The sequence below is a fragment of the Serpentinimonas sp. SMBJO2 genome (assembly GCF_056341105.1).
Genome location: NZ_CP150628.1, coordinates 311,076 through 331,115, shown reverse-complemented (window position 1 = coordinate 331,115; position 20,040 = coordinate 311,076). Strand labels below are relative to the sequence as shown.

Here is a 20,040-nt window from a genome sequence, read left to right as displayed (position 1 = left end):
GCCCCCCACCATGCACAACCTGACCCTGTTCCTGCCCTGCCCCGCCGGGGTGGAAGACTTTCTGCTGTCCGAAGTGCAGGCCATCTGCCCGGCGGCGGCCGCCAGCGCGCAGCGCCAGCGCGGTGGCGTCGAGCTCACGGGCACCTGGGACGATGTGCTGCGGCTCAACCTGCACAGCCGGCTGGCCCAGCGCGTGCTGGTGCGGCTGGCGCGGCAACCCTGCCCCAACGAAGACGCGCTCTACCAAGCCGCCCACCAGGTGCTGTGGGAGCTGTGGTTCACGCCCGCGCAGACCTTCAAGGTCGAGCTCACGGCCCACCAGTGCCCGTTCCAGAGCCTGAACTTTGCCGCCCTGCGCATCAAGGATGCGGTGTGCGACCGCATGCGCGAGCGCTGCGGCCAGCGCCCCAGCGTCGATACCGCGCAGCCGCAGGTGCGGCTGCACGCCCACCTCGGGCCCGATCAGGTCTGGCTCTACATCGACACCTCGGGCGAACCGCTGTTCAAGCGCGGCTGGCGCAGCGACACCGGCGACGCGCCGCTCAAGGAAACGCTGGCCGCCGCGATGATCGCCGCCTGCGGCTGGACCGGCCTGGACGCGCAGGGCCAGCCGCAGCCGCTCTACGACCCCTGCTGCGGCAGCGGCACGGTGGCGATCGAGGCCGCCCAGCGCGCCTTGCAGATCGCGCCGGGCAAACTGCGCCGCTTTGGCTTCGAGCGCCTGCTGCCACACCGGCCCGAGCGCTGGCAGGCGCTGCGGCGCCAAGCCGAGGCCGCCGAGCGCCCCCTGCCCGGTGGCCAGCCCTTGGTGTTTGGCTCCGACGTGTCTTTTCGCATGGTCGATTTTGCGCGCCGCAACGCCGAACGCGCCGGGGTGGCGCACGCCATCGAGTGGCGCGGCGGCGATGCCCTCGAGCGCCTGCCGCCTTGCCCCACGCCTGGGGTGATGCTGCTCAACCCGCCCTATGGCGAACGCCTCGCTGCCGCCGGCGTGTCCGGGCAGCCGGCGCAGGAGCGCGCCCGGGCGCAACCGGGTTCGGCCCCTGGCCCCGCCCAAGGGGCAGGCCGCGAAAGCGCGCGCCACGCCGATGGGCAGGAGAACGCCGATTTTTTCGCGCAACTGGCCAGCCACTGGAAAAAGCATTACGCCGGCTGGACCGCCTGGCTGCTGACCCCAGACCCGCAGCTGCCGGCACAGATGCGGCTCAAACCCTCGCGCCGGGTGCCGCTGTGGAACGGCCCGATCGAGTGCCGCCTGTTTCGTTTCGACCTCGTGGCGGGCAGCGCACGCACGCCCCGCGCCGGCACCCGCCCCGAAGGCCAGCCCCCTCGATAGCGCTTACGCATTTCCGCAATAGGGGATTTTTGTTAGCCCGAGTTGATGCTTGTGCTGAACTTGGTTTATACTGGCGCCGGGCCGATTAATCCCGGCCCCCCGCTTTTCCTCCCTGAGCGGGTGCCTTTGTGTGTGACAGCAAAAAGGCTTTCAAACCTGGCTCCTTTAGAGCCAGGTTTTTTTTCGTGCGCACGGCACGGGCGCCCGCTCGTGGGTGCCCGTCCCAGCCTGGGCTGGGACGGGCTGGGCTTCAGTCAAAAATATCGCTGAGCCACGATTTTTTCTTTTTCTGCCTGGAGCCGGCCGCAAAGCCGCCCGACACGCCGCCGCCGAGACCACCCAGCCCGGCCAGGCCGCCGAGTTTGGCGCCCAGCCCCCCCGGCGCAGCGCCGCCGCTGCGCTGGCGAAAGTCGGAGTCCTGGAAATCGGGCTGGCGCAGCGGGGCATCGTGGTGCCGTGCGCGCGCGCTCGAGGGGCTCAGGCTGCGCTCGATCAGCTTGTCGAGCTCGCCGCGGTCCAGCCAGACGCCGCGGCATTGCGGGCAGTAGTCGATCTCCACCCCCTGGCGATCGCTCATCAGCAGTTCCACATCCACACAGTTGGGGCATTTCATGCAAGGCTCCTTGGGGCCAGTTGAAGGAAGCCTGCAGTCTAGACGCAATGAAGCAGAATATCGGGCCATCCTGCATCGAACCAAGCTGAACATGAGCCTCGCCTACAGCTACCGCCACCTGTACTACTTCTGGATCGTGGCCCAGGAGGGCGGCATGTCCAAGGCCGCGGCGCGGCTCGACATGGCGGTGCAGACCGTGAGCGCGCAGGTGCGCGAGCTGGAAAAGGCGCTGGGTTGCCAGTTGCTCAAGCCGGCTGGGCGCGGCGTGGCCCTGACCGAGGCCGGGGTGCTGGCAGCGCGCCAGGCGCAGCAGATTTTCGAGCTCGGCGAGGCGCTGCCCACGCTGCTGCGCCAATCCGCGCTGGCCCCCAGGGTGCGGCTGGCGGTGGGCATGGCCGACGGCCTGCCCAAGCTCGAGGTGCTGCGCCTGCTGCGCCCGGTGCTCGACGTGCCCGACCTGCACCTGATCTGCCACGACGGCGAGATCGACGACCTGCTGGCCGACCTGGCCACGCACCGGCTCGACGTGGTCCTGACCGACCACCCGGTGCACAGCCGCGCGCACCTCAAGGTCCACCACCACCGCCTGGCCAACAGCGCCTACGGCTGGTTTGCCGCGCCGCCGTGGCTGCAGGCGGCCCAGCGCCCGTTCCCGGCGGCGCTACAGGGCGTGCCGCTGCTGCTGCCCACGCGCCACGCCAGCGTGCGCGCGCAGCTCGACCAGTGGCTGGCGCGCCACGGCCTGACGCCGCGCATCGCCGGCGAGTTCGAAGACAGCGCGCTGCTCGAGACCTTTGGCGGCCAGGGCATGGGGGTGTTCCCGGCCGCGCTGGCGCTGGCCGAAACGCTGCAGCAGCGCCACGGCGCGCTGCTGCTGGCGGTTTGCGAAGGCGTCGCGGCCCCCTGCTACGCCCTCAGCCTGGAGCGCCGGGTGGCGCACCCGCTGCTGCGCCGCCTGCTCGAACCCGGCGCTTGAGCGTTGCCCCGGCCTGCATCAGGCCGCTTGCGGCTGCAAGAACACGCGCGCCTTCTTGGGCGAGAGCAGCACCCGGTCGCCCTCCTTGAGCCCCAGCGCTTGCAGGCGCTCGGCCGGGATCTGGGCTTCGATCAGCGGGTCGTGGCCGTCGGGCGATTCGGCGTCCAGCGGCCAGAGCTCGAGCCGGGCGATGGGCCCGACCACCAGCGCGCGCTGCAGCTCGGCCGCGATGCCCACCGCCCCCGGGCGCCAGCGCTCGACATCGAGGTCGTGCGGGCGCACGTAGGCAAAGGCTTGGGCGTGGCGCGCCTGCGCGTGCTCGGGCGTGTCGATGGCCACGCCTTCGAGGTGCAACTGGCCCTCGTGGGCGCGGCCATGAAACAGATTCACGTCGCCCAAAAAGCCGTAGACGAAGGGGCTGGCCGGGTGCTCCCACACCTGCTGCGGCGTGCCCACCTGCTCGATGCGGCCCTGGTTCATGAGCACCACCCGGTCTGCCACCTCCAGCGCCTCTTCCTGGTCGTGGGTGACAAAGACGCTGGTCACGTGCAGCTCGTCGTGCAGGCGCCGCAGCCAGCGCCGCAGCTCCTTGCGCACCTTGGCGTCGAGTGCGCCAAAGGGCTCGTCGAGCAAGAGCACGCGCGGCTGCACCGCCAGCGCGCGCGCCAGGGCAATGCGCTGGCGCTGCCCGCCGGAGAGCTGCGAGGGGTAACGGTCGGCTAGCCAGTCGAGCTGCACCAGATTCAGCAGCTCGTGTACGCGCTCCTTGATCTGCGCTTCGCTCGGGCGCTGCGCGCGCGGCTTGACGCGCAGGCCAAAGGCCACGTTCTCGAACACACTCATGTGGCGAAACAGCGCGTAGTGCTGGAACACGAAGCCCACATTGCGCTCGCGCACATGGGTGTCGGTGGCGTCGGCGCCGGCAAAGAGGACGCTGCCGTGGTCGGGCGACTCGAGCCCGGCGATGATGCGCAGCAGCGTCGTCTTGCCGCAACCCGAGGGGCCGAGCAGCGCCAGCAGCTCGCCGGTTTCGATGTCGAGGTTGACGTCGCGCAGGGCCTGGAACGAGCCAAACTGTTTGCTGATCTGGCGGATGGCGATGCTCATGATGCTTGAGTCCTTGGGGTGTAGGCCGGGCTAGCGGGGCGTTCGGGCGGCAGTTCGGCCAGGGCCTTGAGTTCGGCCTCCATGCGCCATTCGGCCACGGTCTTGATCACCAGCGTCACCAGCGCCAGCAGCGCCAGCAGCGAGGCCACGGCAAACGCCGCCACCGACTGGTATTCGTTGTACAGCACTTCCACGTGCAGCGGCATGGTGTTGGTCAGGCCGCGGATGTGGCCCGAGACCACCGACACCGCGCCAAACTCGCCCATGGCGCGCGCGTTGCACAGAATCACGCCGTAGATCAGGCCCCACTTGATGTTGGGCAGCGTCACGCGCCAGAAGGTCTGCCAGCCGCTGGCCCCCAGCACCAGCGCCGCCTGTTCTTCCTCCGTGCCTTGCGCCTGCATGAGCGGAATCAGTTCGCGCGCAATGAAGGGGAAGGTGATGAACAGGGTGGCCAGCACGATGCCGGGCACGGCAAAGATGATCTGGATGCCGCGCTCGTCGAGCCACGGGCCGAACCAGCCCTGGGCTCCGAACACCAGCACATAGATCAGCCCGGCCACCACCGGCGAGACCGAAAACGGCAGGTCGATGAGCGTGGTCAGGAACGATTTGCCCCAGAACTCGAACTTGGCCACGGCCCAGGCCGCAGCGACGCCAAATACCAGGCTCAGCGGCACCGTGATCGCCGCCACCAGCAGCGTCAGGCGGATCGCGGCCCAGGCGTAGGGGTCCTGCAGCGCTTCCAGGTAGGCCCCCCAGCCCATGCGCAGCGCTTCGGTGAACACCGCCAGCAGCGGCAGCACCAGAAACAGCGCCATGAAGCCAAGCGCCAGCGCGATCAGCAGCCAGCGCAGCCACGGCGACTCGCCGCGCCGCAAGTTTCGCACGCCGTTCATGTGTTGCCTCCGGCACGGTGGCGCTGCCAGGCTTGCAAGCCGTTGATGGCCAGCAGCATGATGAACGAGAACAGCAGCATCACGCTCGCCACCGCCGTCGCGCCCAGATAGTCGAAGGCCTCGAGGCGGCCAATGATCACCAGCGGCGCGATCTCGGACACCAGCGGGATGTTGCCGGCAATGAAAATCACCGAGCCAAACTCGCCCACCCCACGCGCAAAAGCCATGGCAAAACCGGTCAGCAGCGCCGGCAGGATGGTCGGGAAAATCACGCGCCAGAAAATCTGCCAGCGCGTCGCCCCCAGGCATTGCGCCGCTTCTTCCAGCTCTTTCTCGGCTTCTTGCAGCACCGGCTGCACCGTGCGCACCACGAACGGCAGGCCGACGAAGATGAGCGCGATCACGACCCCGGTCGGGTTGAAGGCCAGTTGGATGCCCCAGGGCTCGAAGAACTGCCCGATCCAGCCATTGCCGGCCAGAATGGCGGTGAGCGCAATCCCGGCCACCGCCGTCGGCAGGGCAAAGGGCAAGTCGACCAGCGCATCGACCAGCTTTTTGCCCGGGAAGGTGTAGCGCACCAGCACCCAGGCCAGCAGCAAGCCCATCACCGCGTTGACCAGGGCCGCCAAAAAGGCCGCGCCAAACGAGAGCCGGAATGAAGCCAGCACGCGCGGCGTGGTGACGGCGGCCCAGAAGTCGGCCCAACTCATGCCCAGCGTCTTGATGATCAGCGCCGCCAGCGGGATGAGCACGATCAGGCTCAGGTGAAACACGGTGTAGCCCAGCGCCAGGTGAAAACCCGGCAACACCCGGCGCTGCGCCCGGCGTGGCGGCGCCGCCTCGGGCGTGGGCAAGTCGATGGCTGCGGTCGTCATTCAGCGCCTTTGAGCAAAAATCTGGTCAAACTGGCCGCCGTCGGCAAAGTGCTGCCGCTGCGCCTCGCCCCACGAGCCAAAGTACTGCCCGACTTCGAACAGCCGGATCGGGCGCAGGTGCTGGCTGTGGCGGCGCAGCACCTCGGGCTTGCGCGGCCGGAAGTGGTTGCTGGCGGCGATCTCCTGCCCGGCGTCGCTGTAGAGGAACTCCAGGTAGGCTTGCGCCAGCGCCCGGCTGCCGCGCTGGTTCACGGTGCGCTCGACGATGGCGACCGGGTTTTCGGTCAGCAAGCTGGTGCTCGGGTGCACCACATCGACCCGGCCGACGCCGAACTCGCTCTCGACCGAGATCACCTCGGACTCGAAGGTCACCAGCACGTCGCCGATGTTGCGCTGCAGGAACACGCCGGTGGCGTCGCGCCCGCCACGCGCCAGCACCGGCACGTTCTGGTACAACTGGCGCACGAAGGCAGCGGCGTCGGCGTCGCTGCCGCCCTGGCTGCGCACAAAGCCCCAGGCCGCCAGGTAAGCCATGCGGCCGTTGCCGCCGGTCTTGGGGTTGACCACCACCACCTGCACGCCGGGGCGGATCAGGTCGCGCCAGTCGCGGATGCCTTTCGGGTTGCCGTTGCGCACCAGAAACAGCATGGTCGAGGTGGTGGGGGCGGCGTTGTGCGGCAGGCGCTGGCGCCAGTCGGCGGCCACCACGCCGCGCTGCGCCAGAAAGTCGATGTCGGTGACGGTGTTCATGGTCACCACGTCGGCGTCCAGCCCGTCGGCCACGGCGCGCGCCTGGGCGCTGGAGCCGGCGTGCGACATGTTCACGCGCAGCGTCTGGCCGGTGCGCTGCTGCTGCTGGGCGATGAAGGCGGCGTTGATCTCGCGGAAATACTCGCGCGAGACATCGAATGAGACGTTGAGCAGCGTATCGACGCCGGCCGCCTGGGCGCGTGCGCTCAGCAGCGCGACCGGGGCCAGCGCAGCCGCGCCGAACAGGTGCAGCAGACGCCGGCGCGCGGCGAGGTCGTGGGTGCGTGAGAGGGCAGGCAGGGCAGACATGGGGGCAAACTCCGGCAGCGGTTGATAGGCTGCGCAGTTTGCCCTCCAATTCTCAGACTGCAAACGACTTTGTTTTTGTTTTGTTATGCCTCTGTGGAATTATGAGGCAAGGCCCAGACCACATGGGCCAGTCGATGGCGCTTCACGCCCACCGCAGCCCACCCGCCGCGCGGCCCTTGCCGGCGCGCGCCGGCGGCTTGCACAGACCGCAGACATAGTGGCGCGCGTTCTCGTAGGGGTCGGTAACGAACTGCCCGCCGCAGCAGGTGCAACGGGTGCGCACCAGCATGTTGGCGGCCATGAACTTGCTCAGGCGCCAGGCGCGGGTGATGCTCAGCAGCGGCTCGATGCCGCAGATCTGCATCTGCTCGGTGTAGAGCTGGTAGGCCTTCATCACCACCTCGATCGCATCGAGGGCCACCGTTTTGTCGAGGTAGCCGGCGATGTTGGCGTAGAGCGAGGCGTGGATGTTGGGCTGCCAGCTCAGAAACCAGTCGGTGGAAAAGGGCAATTGGCCCTTGCTGGGCGATTTGCCCGCCACCTCTTTGTAAAGGCGCAGCAGTTTTTCGTACGACAGGTCGGTCTCGCTCTCGAGCACCTGCAAGCGCGCGCCCAGGTGGATCAGCGCCACGGCGCGTTCGATGTCCTTGCTTTCGCTGACCAGGCTTTTGCTGGCGGTGCCCATGGTGCGGTTCCTGAACGGGTGGGTGCGCTGGGTCTGGGCTTCAGGCGTTGGCCAGCCGGCCAGCCATGAGGATGCTGGCATGCAGCTGCTGCGTGGTGTCGTTGCCGCTGCGCTGCGGGCTGTGGCGGCTGGTGAGCAGGCTCCAGACCATGTTCTCGTCGGCGCGCATGCGGCACAGCAAGGTGTTGCTGCTGGCAAGCTTGAGCACCTGCGCCGGCGAGAGCGCCGCAATCAGCTCGGCCGACTCCTCACTCACGCCCAGGCGGTACACCGCAGCCGCCAGATCGTGGCGGATCAGCTGCTGCGCCAGCATCAGGTAGGTGAAATTGACTTCGCGGATCTGCTCCAGCAGCGGATCGGGGGCCGTGGCCGGGGCAGTGGCCGGGGCGGCGTCGGGGATGGCGGTGGCGTACATTGTCACTCTCCAGTCGGTGCCTCAAAAAAACCTCGAAGCGTTGAAATGGATTGTGAAAGCCGCCCTGTTCGACTTGAATCGGAAATCGGCTGTAGCGCGCGTCGGCTTTCAGGGCGGGCGCTGTAGGGGCTTTTCCGACATGGCGCGAGCCCCAGGCCGCACCGGCCCCCGGATCAATGGGGCGGTGCAGCCTCGGGCGTGGCGCGCTGCAGCCGGGTGCTGCGCCAATACACATCGTCGCCGCCATCGGCGCGGTTGAGCACGCGCGCCAGCACGAACAGCAGGTCGCTCAGGCGGTTCAGGTACTGGCGCGGGGCCTCGTGCAGGGCTTCCTCGTTGCCCAGCGCCACCAGCTGGCGCTCGGCACGCCGCGCCACCGTGCGGCAGACGTGCGCCTGCGCCGCAGCGCGGTTGCCGGCCGGCAAAATGAACTCCTGCAGCGGCGGCAGCTGGGCGTTGTAATGCGCCAGCGCCTCGTCGAGCTCCAGCACGGCGGCGCTGCCGAGCAGCTCGTAGCCGGGGATGCTGAGCTCGCCACCGAGGTTGAAGAGCTGGTGCTGGATCGAATCGAGCAGCGTGTGCACCTCGGGCGGCAGCGCCTCGCACCGCAGCAGCCCGAGCTGCGAGTTGAGCTCATCGACCTCGCCCATGGCGTGGATGCGCAGGCTGCTCTTGCTCACGCGCTGGTTGTTGCCCAGCCCAGTGGTGCCGGCGTCGCCGGTGCGGGTGGCGATCTGGCTCAGGCGATTGCCCATGGTGGCGCTCCTGTCATGAAAAGCCCCCGTTCGAGGCATTAGAATGTGCATTATGCTAGTGGATTACCGCACTTCAAGCAGCGCGTGGGCATACTTTACAGGGGCGCCCCCATGAGCCCGAACCAGACCCAGCCTTCCTCCCCGACTGCGCCGCGCCTGGCGCCGGCGTTTCTGGCGGCGCTGCGCCAGCGCTTCGGCGCCCAGTGCAGCACCGCGCTGGCCGTGCGCGAGCAGCACGGGCGCGACGAATCGGCCTACATCGACGTGCCGCCCCCGGTGGCGGTGGTCTATGCCGAATCGAGCGCCGACGTCTGCGCCGCGGTGCAGTTGTGCGCCGCGCACCAGGTGCCGCTCATCCCCTACGGCGCCGGCTCCTCGCTCGAGGGCCAGTTGCTGGCGCTGCACGGCGGCATCAGCCTGGACCTGAGCCGCATGAACCGCGTGCTCGCCATCTACCCCGACGACCTGTGCGCCACCGTGCAGCCCGGCGTGACCCGGATGCAGCTCAACGCCGCGCTGCGCGACCAGGGGCTGTTCTTCCCCATCGACCCTGGCGCCGACGCCAGCCTCGGCGGCATGGCCGCCACGCGCGCCAGCGGCACCAATGCGGTGCGTTACGGCACCATGCGCGAGAACGTGCTGGCGCTCGAGGTCGTGCCGGCCAGCGGCGTGCCGACGCGCACCGGCACGCGGGCGCGCAAATCCAGCGCCGGCTACGACCTCACGCGCCTGTTTGTGGGCAGCGAAGGCACGCTGGGCGTGATCACCGAGCTCACGCTGCGGCTGTACCCGTTGCCCGAAGCGGTGGCGGCGGCGGTGTGCTCCTTTGCCACGCTCGAGGCGGCGGTGCGCAGCACCATCGCCATCATCCAGATGGGCCTGCCGATCGCGCGCTGCGAGCTGCTCGACGCCGCCACCGTGCGCGCCGTCAACGCCTACGCCGGGCTGGGCCTGCGCGCCGAGCCGCTGCTGCTGATGGAGTTTCACGGCTCGCCCGCCGGCGTGCGCGAGCAGACCGAGCTGGTGCAGGCCATCTGCGCCGAGCACCAGGGCAGCGCCTTTGACTGGGCCGACACGCCCGAGCAGCGCAGCCGCCTGTGGCAGGCGCGCCACCACGCCTACTTTGCCGCCTTGCAGACCCAGCCCGGCTGCCGCGCCATCACCACCGACGCCTGCGTGCCCATCAGCCGCCTGGCCGACTGCCTGCTCGCGTCGGTGGCCGACGCCGAGGCCAGCGGTCTGCCCTATTTTCTGGTCGGCCACGTGGGCGACGGCAACTTCCACTTCGGCTACCTGATCGACCCGCACAGCGCCGCCGCGCGCGCCCAGGCCGAGGCGCTGAACCAGCGCCTGGTGGCGCGTGCGCTGGCGCTGGGCGGCACCTGCAGCGGCGAACACGGCGTGGGACTGCACAAGATCGCATTCTTGCAGCAAGAATGCGGCCCCGAAGGCATTGCGCTCATGCGCGCGCTCAAGCAGGCGCTCGACCCGCAAGGCATCTTCAACCCCGGCAAGGTGTTGCCATGACCCCTGCCGCAGCCCCAGCGCCGCCGGAAAATCCGGCGCACCCGGCGCACCCGGCAGGCCCGCTGCTCACCGGCGTGCCCACCGGCCTGCCTTGGCTGGCGATCGCGCTCATCAGCGCCCTGATCGTCGCCGCCACGGTGGCTGCAGGCTGGTTCGCCTGGATCCAAACCCAGCAACGCATCGCCGCCGAACTGCACGCCAGCGCCTTTGCCCAGACGCAGCGGCTGGCCGACTGGCACCAGGAGCGGCTGGCGATTGCGGGGCGGCTGCAGCACCGCAATAGCCTGGAGCGACTCTGGGTGCGCTCCCTGGCCCAGCCTGCAGGCGAGCGGCAGGTGCTGCTGGATCAATTCCTCGTCAGCTACGCCGATGCGCCCTCCATTGCCCGCATCGAGCTGTTCGACGCAGGGCTCAGCTCCGTTTGGGATTCGGCGCGCCAACCCTCGATCGCACACCCGGTGCTCCAGCAGGGTTTGCAGACCCTGCTGGCCCAGCGCCGCGCCGGCGTGGTCGGGCCTTGGCGCGATGCGCAGGGCCGGGTGCGCCTGGCCTATGTCGGCCTGCTCGACCCCCCGGGCCAACCGCCAGCGCTGGTGGCGCTGCACGTCGATCCGCCAGCCCACTTCCACGCCGCGCTGCTGCAGTGGCCGCTGCCCTACACCAGGGCCAGCGCGCGCCTGTACACGCTGCGCGACGGCGCGGTGCAGCACTGGAGCGATCTGCCTGCTGGGCAGAACCCCGCACCCGGCTTCGACCCCGAGCACGCCTTGGCCCAGCGCCTGCTGCGCGGCGAGGTCCAGGCCGGGCAACTGGTCTCGGGCCAGGACGATCTGGGCCACCCGGCGCTGGCCATGCTGCACCCCGTACCCGGTACCGACTGGTGGGTGCAAATCGACGTCGATCGCACCGAATTGTTGGCCAGACTGCACTACAGCCTGGTGGGCATCGGTCTGCTGGGATTGTTGGCGCTGCTGCTGGCCCTCAGCGGCGCGCACCTGTTGCTGCAGCGCAACCAGCTTGCCAGCAGCCAGCGCTCGCTCGACGCGCTGCAGCGCGCCCACCGGGCTTTGGCCACGAGCGAGGCGCGCAGCCGGCTGCTCTCGCAAGCCACCGAACAAAGCCCGGCGGCGGTGATCGTCACCGACGCCCAAGGCCAGATCGAATACGTGAACCCGGCCTTTGAGCGCATCAGCGGCTACTGCGCGGCCGAGGTGCTGGGGCGCAACCCGCGCCTGCTGCAATCCAGTCGCACGCCCAAGGAAACCTACCGCCAGATGTGGGACGCCTTGGGCCGCGGCCAGACCTGGCAGGGCGAGTTCATCAACACCCACAAAGACGGCAGCCACTACCACACGTCGATGACCGTCGCGCCGCTGCGCGACGCCGCGCAGCGTGTGCTGCAATACGTGTCGGTGCAGATGGACTTGAGCGCGCAGCGCGCCGTCGAGCAACAAGTCGAGCTGCTGGCCTGGTTCGACCCGCTCACCGGCCTGCCCAACCGCCAGCGCCTGCTGGCCGAGCTGCCCCAGATCCTGCACCCACGCCCCGGCAACGGCGAGCAGGCGGGTTTGCTGATCGTGAACGTGGACCGCTTCAAGGCCATCAACGACGCGCGCGGGCGCCACCTGGGCGACGCGGTGCTGCGGGCGCTGGCCGACCGGCTGCGCCTGCATCTGAGCTCGGGCGAGGTGCTGGCGCACCTGAGCGGCGACGAGTTCGCGCTGCTGCTGCCGCACCTGGGCCACGAGGCCCCGGCCGCCGCCAGCAGCTTGCTGCGCCGCGCCGCCAGTTGGCACCAGATGCTGGAGCAGCCGCTCGAGGCCGCCGGCGAGCCGCTGCGCATCACGCTGAGCATCGGCGCGACCCTGCTCGGGGAGGTGGCCGCCGAACAGCCGAGCGAGGCCCTGCGCCGCGCCGACACCGCCTTGCACCAAGCCAAAGAGGCCGGCGGCAACCAGACCGTGTTTTTCGACTCGCGCATGGGGCAGTGGGTGGCGGAGCGCTTTGCCCTGGAGCAAGAATTGCGCCACGGCATCGAGCACGGCGAGCTGCGGCTCTACCTGCAGCCGCAAGTCGATGCCCAAGGCCAGACCGTGAGCGCCGAAGCGCTGGTGCGCTGGCAGCATCCGCAGCGCGGCCTGCTCAGTCCGGCGCTGTTCATCCCCTTGGCCGAGGAGTCGGGCCTGATCGAAGCGCTCGGGCGCTGGGTGCTGGAACAGGTCTGCGGCTGGCTCGGGCGCCTGCAGGCGCAAGGACGGCGGCTGCCGATTTCGGTCAACATCAGCCCGCGCCAGTTCCAGCAGAGCGATTTTGGCGCGCGGCTGCAGGAGCTGCTGCAGCGCAGCCAGGCCCGGCCCGGCGACCTGATGCTGGAATTCACCGAGAGCGTGGTGTTGCACGACCTCGAGCGCGTGATCGAGCGCATGGCCGCGCTGGCGCGCCTGGGGCTGCGCTTTTCCATCGACGACTTCGGTACCGGCTACTCGAGCCTGTCGTACCTGAAGAACCTGCCGATCCACGAGCTCAAGATCGACCGCAGCTTCGTCCAGGACGCGCCGCACAGCCCGAGCGACGCCGCGCTGGTGGCGGCCATGCTCGCCGTGGCCAGCCTGATGAAGCTGCAGGTGGTGGCCGAAGGCGTCGAGACCGAGGAGCAGTCGCTGCTGTTCCGGCACCACCCTGGGGCGCTGATGCAAGGCTACCTGTTTGGCCGCCCGGAGCCGGCCGAGGAACTGATCGGGCGCTGGCTGGCCGCAACCGCGACCCCGGACACGCAGCCGTGATGGGCGCTACCCGCCCGGCGCTGCCACGTGCGGGCTGGAACACGCACGCCACCGTGGCGAGCAGCGGCTGAGGCTGCCTGGCTTTGCGAGTCTTTCATTGCATAATTGCAGACGATCTCTCAACCCTTACGCGCCGACAAGGCCTCCTTTCCATGCAAGCAGCGCTCACACTGACGCCCGAGATGATGGTGGTTCTCGGGCTGCTTGGCTTGACCATCTACCTGTTTGTCTCCGAGATCGTGCGCGTGGACGTGGCGGCGGTGCTGGTGCTGGTGCTGCTGGGGCTGATCAGCATGATCCCCGGCTTGGCCAACGTGGCCGACCCGAACGAGCTGTTCGTCGGCTTTGCCAGTAATGCCGTCATTTCGATCATTGCGGTGATGATCATCGGTGCTGGCCTGGACAAGACCGGGGTCATGAGCCAGGTGGCGACCTTCATCATGCGCGTGGGCGGCACCACCGAGAAGCGCGTCATCCCCATGGTCTCCGGCACCGTCAGCGCGATCTCGAGCTTCATGCAGAACGTGGGCGCGGCGGCCCTGTTTCTGCCGGTGGTCTCGCGCATCTCGGCGCGCACCGGCCTGCCCATGTCGCGCCTGCTCATGCCCATGGGCTTTTGCGCCATTCTGGGCGGCACCATCACCATGGTGGGCTCCAGCCCGCTGATTCTGCTCAACGACCTGCTGCCGGCGGGCATGGAGCCCTTCGATCTGTTCGATGTGACCCCGATCGGCCTGGCCCTGGTGGCCACGGGCATCCTGTACTTCGTGCTGCTGGGCAAATACGTGCTGCCGGCGATTCACACCGAGGGCGCCAGCGGCGAAAGCACCCTGGACTACTTCAAGCGCGTCTATAGCCTCGACTACACCATCCGCGAGTACACCCTGCCCGCCGACCACCCGATGTCCGGCCGCAGCGTCAGTGAGCTGGAGCGTGAATACGCCATCAACATCGTCGCCGCCATGGTCCGCGACGATCTGCGCGTGGCCCCCTGGCGCGGTTACCAGCTTGACGGCAGCGCCCGTCTGGCGGTGCTCGGTCGCGCCGATCAGTTGGACCAGTTTGCCGAACGCGCCGGGATCGCGGCGAGCACGGGTCAACTGGACGTATTCTCTGAGGTCCTGTCGCACACCAAGTCGGGTGTCGCCGAGGTGGTCATCCCGCCCGGCTCCGACCTGATCGGCAAGACGGTGCCCGAGATCGCCATGCGCAAGAACCATGGCCTGACGGTGCTGGCCATCCACCGCGTCGAGACCACCATCCGCGAGGGGCTGCACGAGCTGCCCCTGCAGGCGGGCGACACCCTGGTCTGCCACTGCAGTTGGAACGCCTTGGCGCGGATCGAGCAGAACCAGGATTTCGTCGTCGTCACCAGCGAATACCCACACGAGGAACTGCGGCCGCAGAAGGTCGGCTTTGCCCTGCTGTTCTTCGCCATCGCCCTGGGCCTGATCCTGTTCTCCGACCTGCGCCTGTCCGTGGCCCTGCTGGTGGGTGCCATGGGCATGATCCTGACCGGCGTGCTGAGCATGGACGAGGCCTACAAGGCGGTGAGCTGGAAGACCGTATTCCTGCTGGCGAGCCTCATTCCTTTGGGCGCGGCGGTGCAGGACACGGGCACGGCCGCCTGGATTGCGCATCAGATCCTGAGCCTGCTCGGCGCCGTGCAGCCCTGGATGCTGCAGGCGGCGATCGCGCTCCTGGCCACCTTCTTCACCCTGGTCATGTCCAACGTCGGGGCCACCGTGCTGCTGGTGCCGCTGGCCGTGAGCATCGCCATCGCCGCGCAAGGCATGGGTATGGATGCCGATCCGCGCGTGTTTGCCCTCACCGTGGCCATCGCCACCTCCAATTCGTTCCTGATTCCCACGCACCAGGTCAACGCTCTGATCATGGGTCCGGGCGGCTATCGGGTCAAGGACTTCATCAAGGCCGGCGGCATCATGACGGTGCTGTTCCTGGTGGTGTCGCTGACCATGCTGAACCTGGTTTTCTGAGCACCGGGCGCCGACGACCCCTGGGGTTCAGGCGGCGCGCAGGCGCTCGATCAGGCCGTTGAGCTCGTCGAGCGAGGCAAAGGCGATCGCCAGCTCGCCTTGCACGGCGCGGCCGGCGGCGCGGCGCTGGCTGCGCTGCTTGAGCCGCAACTCCACCCGCGCCGTAAAGCGGTCCGACAACTCCTCTTCGAGCTGCAGCAGCTCGCGCGGCTTGTCTGCTGCCGTTGGCACGGGGGTGAGGCGAAACTCGGCCGAGAGCTTTTTCACCAGCCGCTCGGCTTCGCGCACCGACAGCGCCTTGGCGCTGATCTGGTGCGCGGCCGTGATCTGCGTCGCCCCCTCCAGCCCCAGCAGGGCGCGGGCGTGCCCCATTTCGATGTCGCCGGCCAGCAGCAGGGCCTGCACCGGTTCGCTCAGGTTGAGCAGGCGCAGCAGGTTGCTGGTGGCGCTGCGCGAGCGCCCCACGGCCTGCGCGGCCTGCTCGTGCGTGAGGCCAAACTCGCGCAGCAGGCGCTGCAAACCCTGCGCCTCTTCGAGTGGGTTGAGGTCTTCGCGCTGGATGTTCTCGATCAGCGCCATGGCGGCGGCGGCCTCGTCGGGCACATCGCGCACCAGCACCGGCACGCTGTCCAGGCCAGCCAGGCGGGCAGCCCGAAAGCGCCGCTCGCCAGCGATGATTTCATACACCGGGCGCGCGCCACGCACCGCCTCGGCCTGCCCCTGCTGCAGCTGCCAGGCGGCCAGCCGGCGCTCGCCCTCGGCCGGCGCCAACCGGCGCACGAGGATGGGCTGCATGATCCCTTGCGCCTTGATGCTTTCGGCCAGTTCGTACAGCGCGCCTTCGTCCATGCGCGTGCGCGGCTGGTAGGTTCCGGGAACCAGGTCGATCAGCGCCAGCTGGTGCGGTTGGTCGCGCTGCGCCGCGTCCAGCCCCTCGTGGCCCTCGTCGAGCCGCGGCCCGAGCAGCGCTTCGAGCCCACGGCCCAGTCCTTTGGTTTTTTTGTTCAGCATGGTTTGTGCACAGGAGTCAAGCCCAGCGGGCGATGGGTGGGTAGAGATTCACAGCTGACCGATGCGCGCCACCATTTCGTGCGCAAACTCGACGAAGGCCTTGCTGCCGCGGGCGCTGGGGTCGAACACCACGCCCGGCTGGCCGTAGCTCGGGGCTTCGGCCAGGCGCACGTTGCGCGGGATCACGCTGTCGAACACCTTGTCGCCAAAATGCGCCTTCAACTGCTCGCTCACCTGTTGCTGCAAGGTGATGCGCGGGTCGAACATCACGCGCAGCAGCCCGATCAGCTTGAGCTCGCGGTTCAGGTTGGCGTGCACCTGCTTGATGGTGTTGACCAAATCCGACAGGCCCTCGAGCGCAAAGTACCTCGCACTGCATCGGCACCACCACGCCGTGTGCGGCGCACAGGCCGTTGAGCGTGAGCAGGCTCAGCGCCGGCGGGCAGTCGATGAGCACGAAATCGTAATCGGCATCGACCGCCGCCAGCGCCAGCTTGAGCCGCAGCTCGCGCTGCGCCAGCTCGACCAGTTCGATCTCGGCCCCGGCCAGCTCGCGGTTGGCGCCCAGCACCTGGTAGCCGCAACCGGGCCCGGCCGGCACCACCGCCTGCGCCAGCGCGGCACTGCCCAGCAGCACGTCATAGACCGTGCGCTCGAGCGCGCGCTTGTCCACCCCCGAACCCATGGTGGCGTTGCCTTGCGGGTCGAGGTCGATCAGCAGCACGCGCTGCCCGACCTGCGCCAGGCCCGCAGCCAGGTTGACGGCGGTGGTGGTCTTGCCTACACCGCCTTTTTGGTTGGCGACACAGAAGGTTTTGGCCATGGAACGTGAAGGGCGAGAGCGGGTGAGCGTGCGGTGGGGCAAGGGCGGCTGGGCGTGCGGCCTTGCCGTGGGGCCAAGTGTAAGCCTTGGGCAGCGCAAACACCCGTGTCTGTGGCTGCCTGCCAACGGCGGGCATGGCTGAGCGGGTGTACGAGGCCCATCGATGCGCTGTGCACCATGCGGCTGGCGGCCCAGGGTTCAGGTGCAGCCGCGCCGCCGCATCCAGACCAGGCAGCGCTCGGCGTCCAGGCCGGGCACGCGCACCGGTTCCACGTGAAACACCTCGACCTCAGGCGGCAGCGCCGCGATTTCATCGTGCGGCACCTTGCCCTTGAGCGCTAGCCACAGCCCCTGGGGCGTCAGCGCCCCCTGCGACAGCCGGGTGAAATCGGCCAGCGAGGCAAAGGCGCGCGACAGCACCAGATCATGCGGTTGCTGGATGTGCTCGACGCGCGCGTGCTGCCCCTGCAGATTGGGCAGGCGCAACGCGGCCGCCACCTGGCTGATGAACAGCGCTTTTTTGGCCACCGCATCGACGCAGCGCAGCGCCAGCGCCGGGCAGGCGATGGCCAGCACCGCGCCCGGCAGGCCACCGCCCGACCCCACATCGAGCAGCTGCGGCGGGTGCCCCAGACCCAGTGCCCTCAGTTGGCGCTGCACCGGCGCACAGACCGCCAGGCTGTCGAGCAGGTGGTGGGTGAGCAACTGTTGCGGCTGACGCAGCGCCGTCAGGTTGTACACCCGGTTCCACTTGGCCAGCCAGTCGGCGTAGTCGAGCAGGGTTTGCTGCTGCGCCGCGCTCAAGCTCAGCTGCAATGCGTCCAAGCCGTCGCGCAGGCCGGCGGCGAGCGGGTGGCTCATGCGGCGCCGTGCGCCGCAAAATCGCGGCTGCGGCTGCGCTTGAGGTGGATCAGCAGCAGCGAAATCGCAGCCGGCGTGACGCCCGAAATGCGTGCCGCCTGGCCCAGCGTCTCGGGGCGCTGCGCCGAAAGTTTTTGCCGCACCTCGATGCTCAAGGCCGTTACCTGGTGGTAATCCAGATCGGCGGGCAGGCGCAGGTTTTCGTACGCAGCGCTGCGCTCGACCTCGTCGCGCTGGCGCTCGATGTAGCCGGCGTACTGGGCGGCGATTTCGAGCTGCTCGACCACGGCCTCGTAGTCGGCACCCAAGGTTTCACGTGAAACCAAGGGGCGCGGGTCATCGGTTGCAGTGTCCCGCCAACGCCCGCCTTCCAGACTCAGCAGCGCCTCGTAACCCACACCGGGGCGGCGCAGCAGCTCGAACAAGGGGTACTCACGCTCGATCGCCTTGCCCAGCACGCGCTCGGCCTCGGGCGCCGACAGGGTGCGCGGATTGACCCAGGTCGATTTCAGGCGCTCGCTCTCGCGCGCCAGCGCATCGCGCTTGCGGCTGAAGGCGCTCCAGCGCGCGTCGTCCACCAAACCCAGTTTACGCCCGATGGCTGTCAGGCGCAGATCGGCGTTGTCTTCGCGCAGTTGCAGCCGGTATTCGGCGCGGCTGGTGAACATGCGGTAGGGCTCGCTCACGCCTTGGGTGACCAGGTCATCGACCAGCACACCCAGATAGGCCTGATCGCGCCCTGGCAGCCACGGCGACAGAGCGCGCACCTGCAAACCGGCGTTGAGCCCAGCGTACAGGCCCTGCGCCGCCGCTTCCTCGTAACCGGTGGTGCCGTTGATCTGCCCGGCAAAAAACAGGCCACCGATCTGGCGCGTCTCGAAGCTGCTGCGCAACGCGCGCGGGTCAAAATAATCGTACTCGATGGCGTAGCCGGGGCGCAGGATGTGTGCGCGCTCCAGCCCCTCGATGCTGCGCACCAGCGCGAGCTGGATATCGAAGGGCAGGCTGGTCGAGATGCCGTTGGGGTAGAACTCGTGCGTGTTCAGGCCCTCGGGCTCGAGGAAGATCTGGTGACTGCCCTTGTCGGCAAAGCGCTTGACCTTGTCCTCGACGCTCGGGCAGTAGCGCGGCCCCACGCCCTCGATCTGGCCGCTGTACATGGGGCTGCGGTCAAAGCCGGAGCGGATGATGGCGTGCGTGCGCTCGTTGGTGTGCGTGACCCAGCACGGCAACTGGCGCGGGTGCATCTCGGGGCGGCCCATGAAGCTGAACACCGGCAGCGGCCGCCCGGCGCTGTCGGAGCCCGGCATGCCGTCGCCGGGCTGCTCGACGCAGCGCGCAAAATCGATGCTGCGGCCATCGAGCCGCGGCGGCGTGCCGGTCTTGAGTCGCCCTTGCGGCAGTTGCAGCTCTTTGAGCCGCGCCGACAGGCGCTGCGCCGGCGCCTCGCCCGCCCGGCCGCCGGGGTGGTGGTCCAGGCCGATGTGGATTTTGCCGTCCAGAAAGGTGCCCGCGGTCAGCACCACGGCGCGGGCGCGAAAGCGGATGCCGGTCTGCGTCACCACGCCGGCCACGCGCGCGCCGCTGCCGTCGCCGTCCAGCAGCAGATCGTCCACGGCTTGCTGAAACAGCTGCAAATGGGGCTGGGTTTCCAGCCGCTGGCGGATCGCCGCCTTGTACAGCAGCCGGTCGGCCTGGGCGCGGGTGGCGCGCACCGCCGGCCCCTTGCTCGAATTGAGGATGCGAAACTGGATCCCGGCGGAATCGGTGGCCAGCGCCATGGCACCACCGAGCGCATCGACTTCGCGCACCAGATGCCCCTTGCCAATGCCGCCGATGCTGGGGTTGCAGCTCATCTGGCCCAAGGTCTCGATGTTGTGCGTGAGCAGCAAGGTGGCACAACCCATGCGAGCCGCCGCCAGCGCGGCCTCGGTGCCGGCGTGCCCGCCACCGACCACGATCACATCAAATTCTTCCGGGTACCACATGGGGCTATCAGTCTAGTGCAGTGTCTCGCAAATGGCTTGACAGGATGAAGCCGATGGATTCTTGCGCCAGGCAAGGCGCAAGCCCGCAGCCATATGGTGCATATGGCAAGGGCTTGCAACGCGGCATGGCGCAAGAAGACGCGGTTTCATGTCGAGGTATTTGCGAGACACTGCACTAGGGCCTGGGGTTGCACATGCGCAGCCACCCATCGGGGCCTAGGCTGCAGGCTGACGATTGTACGAGTCGGGGGCGATTGTGGGTAAACGGTGGTGCAGTGCCATTGTGATCTCTGGCCCCGGCGGTGCTTGCTCTTGGGTTTTACAGGGTTG

At 68.6% G+C, this 20,040-nt stretch carries 16 protein-coding genes and 1 pseudogene; 5 read left to right on the top strand and 12 right to left on the bottom strand.

Features of this window, described 5'->3' with window-relative positions; genetic code table 11:
- Positions 1-10: 10 nt before the first annotated feature.
- A complete protein-coding gene (locus AAAZ40_RS01430; RefSeq protein ID WP_476660828.1) occupies positions 11-1,336 on the top strand; it encodes a THUMP domain-containing class I SAM-dependent RNA methyltransferase in 1,326 nt (441 codons plus the stop codon).
- Between the two features lie 250 nt (positions 1,337-1,586).
- Here AAAZ40_RS01430 and AAAZ40_RS01425 read toward each other — a convergent pair whose 3' ends face one another.
- Positions 1,587-1,949, bottom strand: coding sequence for a TFIIB-type zinc ribbon-containing protein (locus tag AAAZ40_RS01425; protein ID WP_476660827.1), 363 nt, complete (start codon positions 1,947-1,949; stop codon positions 1,587-1,589).
- 91 nt (positions 1,950-2,040) lie between these two features.
- On the opposite strand from AAAZ40_RS01425, the gene AAAZ40_RS01420 reads away from it, so the two are divergent.
- Positions 2,041-2,925, top strand: a complete 885-nt coding sequence (locus AAAZ40_RS01420) for a LysR family transcriptional regulator (RefSeq protein ID WP_476660826.1) — start codon at positions 2,041-2,043, stop codon at positions 2,923-2,925.
- An 18-nt stretch (positions 2,926-2,943) separates the two neighbouring features.
- Here AAAZ40_RS01420 and AAAZ40_RS01415 read toward each other — a convergent pair whose 3' ends face one another.
- The 7 genes from AAAZ40_RS01415 to AAAZ40_RS01385 form a co-directional block, all read right to left on the bottom strand.
- Entirely contained in the window at positions 2,944-4,032 is a 1,089-nt protein-coding gene (locus AAAZ40_RS01415; protein ID WP_476660825.1) for a sulfate/molybdate ABC transporter ATP-binding protein, read from the bottom strand.
- Positions 4,029-4,931 carry a sulfate ABC transporter permease subunit CysW gene (gene cysW, locus AAAZ40_RS01410; protein WP_476660824.1) on the bottom strand — a complete coding sequence of 301 codons (903 nt, stop codon included), beginning with the start codon at positions 4,929-4,931 and terminating at the stop codon, positions 4,029-4,031. Before cysW ends, AAAZ40_RS01415 begins: the two co-directional genes overlap by 4 nt.
- Positions 4,928-5,806 (bottom strand): sulfate ABC transporter permease subunit CysT, encoded by an 879-nt coding sequence (cysT, locus tag AAAZ40_RS01405; RefSeq protein WP_476660823.1) that lies wholly within the window; start codon positions 5,804-5,806, stop codon positions 4,928-4,930. Before cysT ends, cysW begins: the two co-directional genes overlap by 4 nt.
- Positions 5,807-6,865: a sulfate ABC transporter substrate-binding protein gene (locus tag AAAZ40_RS01400; protein WP_476660822.1), complete on the bottom strand. Its 1,059-nt coding sequence runs from the start codon at positions 6,863-6,865 to the stop codon at positions 5,807-5,809.
- A gap of 142 nt (positions 6,866-7,007) precedes the next feature.
- Positions 7,008-7,550 carry a flagellar transcriptional regulator FlhC gene (flhC, locus tag AAAZ40_RS01395; RefSeq protein ID WP_476661657.1) on the bottom strand — a complete coding sequence of 181 codons (543 nt, stop codon included), beginning with the start codon at positions 7,548-7,550 and terminating at the stop codon, positions 7,008-7,010.
- A gap of 40 nt (positions 7,551-7,590) precedes the next feature.
- Positions 7,591-7,863: a flagellar transcriptional regulator FlhD gene (flhD, locus tag AAAZ40_RS01390; RefSeq protein ID WP_476661656.1), complete on the bottom strand. Its 273-nt coding sequence runs from the start codon at positions 7,861-7,863 to the stop codon at positions 7,591-7,593.
- Between the two features lie 275 nt (positions 7,864-8,138).
- A complete protein-coding gene (locus AAAZ40_RS01385) occupies positions 8,139-8,720 on the bottom strand; it encodes a cob(I)yrinic acid a,c-diamide adenosyltransferase (protein ID WP_476660821.1) in 582 nt (193 codons plus the stop codon).
- 111 nt (positions 8,721-8,831) lie between these two features.
- Between AAAZ40_RS01385 and AAAZ40_RS01380 the strand changes: the two genes are divergently transcribed.
- From AAAZ40_RS01380 to AAAZ40_RS01370, 3 genes are all read left to right on the top strand, one after another.
- The gene (locus tag AAAZ40_RS01380) at positions 8,832-10,247 is read left to right on the top strand and encodes an FAD-binding oxidoreductase (RefSeq protein WP_476660820.1); all 1,416 of its coding nucleotides are present in this window, start codon (positions 8,832-8,834) and stop codon (positions 10,245-10,247) included.
- Positions 10,244-13,030 carry a putative bifunctional diguanylate cyclase/phosphodiesterase gene (locus tag AAAZ40_RS01375; RefSeq protein WP_476660819.1) on the top strand — a complete coding sequence of 929 codons (2,787 nt, stop codon included), beginning with the start codon at positions 10,244-10,246 and terminating at the stop codon, positions 13,028-13,030. The genes AAAZ40_RS01380 and AAAZ40_RS01375 overlap by 4 nt, the downstream gene beginning before the upstream one ends.
- A gap of 152 nt (positions 13,031-13,182) precedes the next feature.
- The gene (locus AAAZ40_RS01370; RefSeq protein WP_476660818.1) at positions 13,183-15,027 is read left to right on the top strand and encodes an SLC13 family permease; all 1,845 of its coding nucleotides are present in this window, start codon (positions 13,183-13,185) and stop codon (positions 15,025-15,027) included.
- Positions 15,028-15,054: 27 nt separating this feature from the next.
- Here the strand turns inward: AAAZ40_RS01370 and AAAZ40_RS01365 are convergent, their stop codons facing one another.
- The 4 genes and pseudogenes from AAAZ40_RS01365 to mnmG form a co-directional block, all read right to left on the bottom strand.
- Entirely contained in the window at positions 15,055-16,038 is a 984-nt protein-coding gene (locus AAAZ40_RS01365; RefSeq protein ID WP_476660817.1) for a ParB/RepB/Spo0J family partition protein, read from the bottom strand.
- 48 nt (positions 16,039-16,086) lie between these two features.
- A pseudogene (locus AAAZ40_RS01360) lies at positions 16,087-16,861 on the bottom strand (ParA family protein).
- A 198-nt stretch (positions 16,862-17,059) separates the two neighbouring features.
- Positions 17,060-17,722 (bottom strand): 16S rRNA (guanine(527)-N(7))-methyltransferase RsmG, encoded by a 663-nt coding sequence (gene rsmG / locus AAAZ40_RS01355; protein ID WP_476660816.1) that lies wholly within the window; start codon positions 17,720-17,722, stop codon positions 17,060-17,062.
- A complete protein-coding gene (gene mnmG / locus AAAZ40_RS01350; RefSeq protein WP_476660815.1) occupies positions 17,719-19,710 on the bottom strand; it encodes a tRNA uridine-5-carboxymethylaminomethyl(34) synthesis enzyme MnmG in 1,992 nt (663 codons plus the stop codon). Before mnmG ends, rsmG begins: the two co-directional genes overlap by 4 nt.
- Positions 19,711-20,040 lie beyond the last annotated feature (330 nt).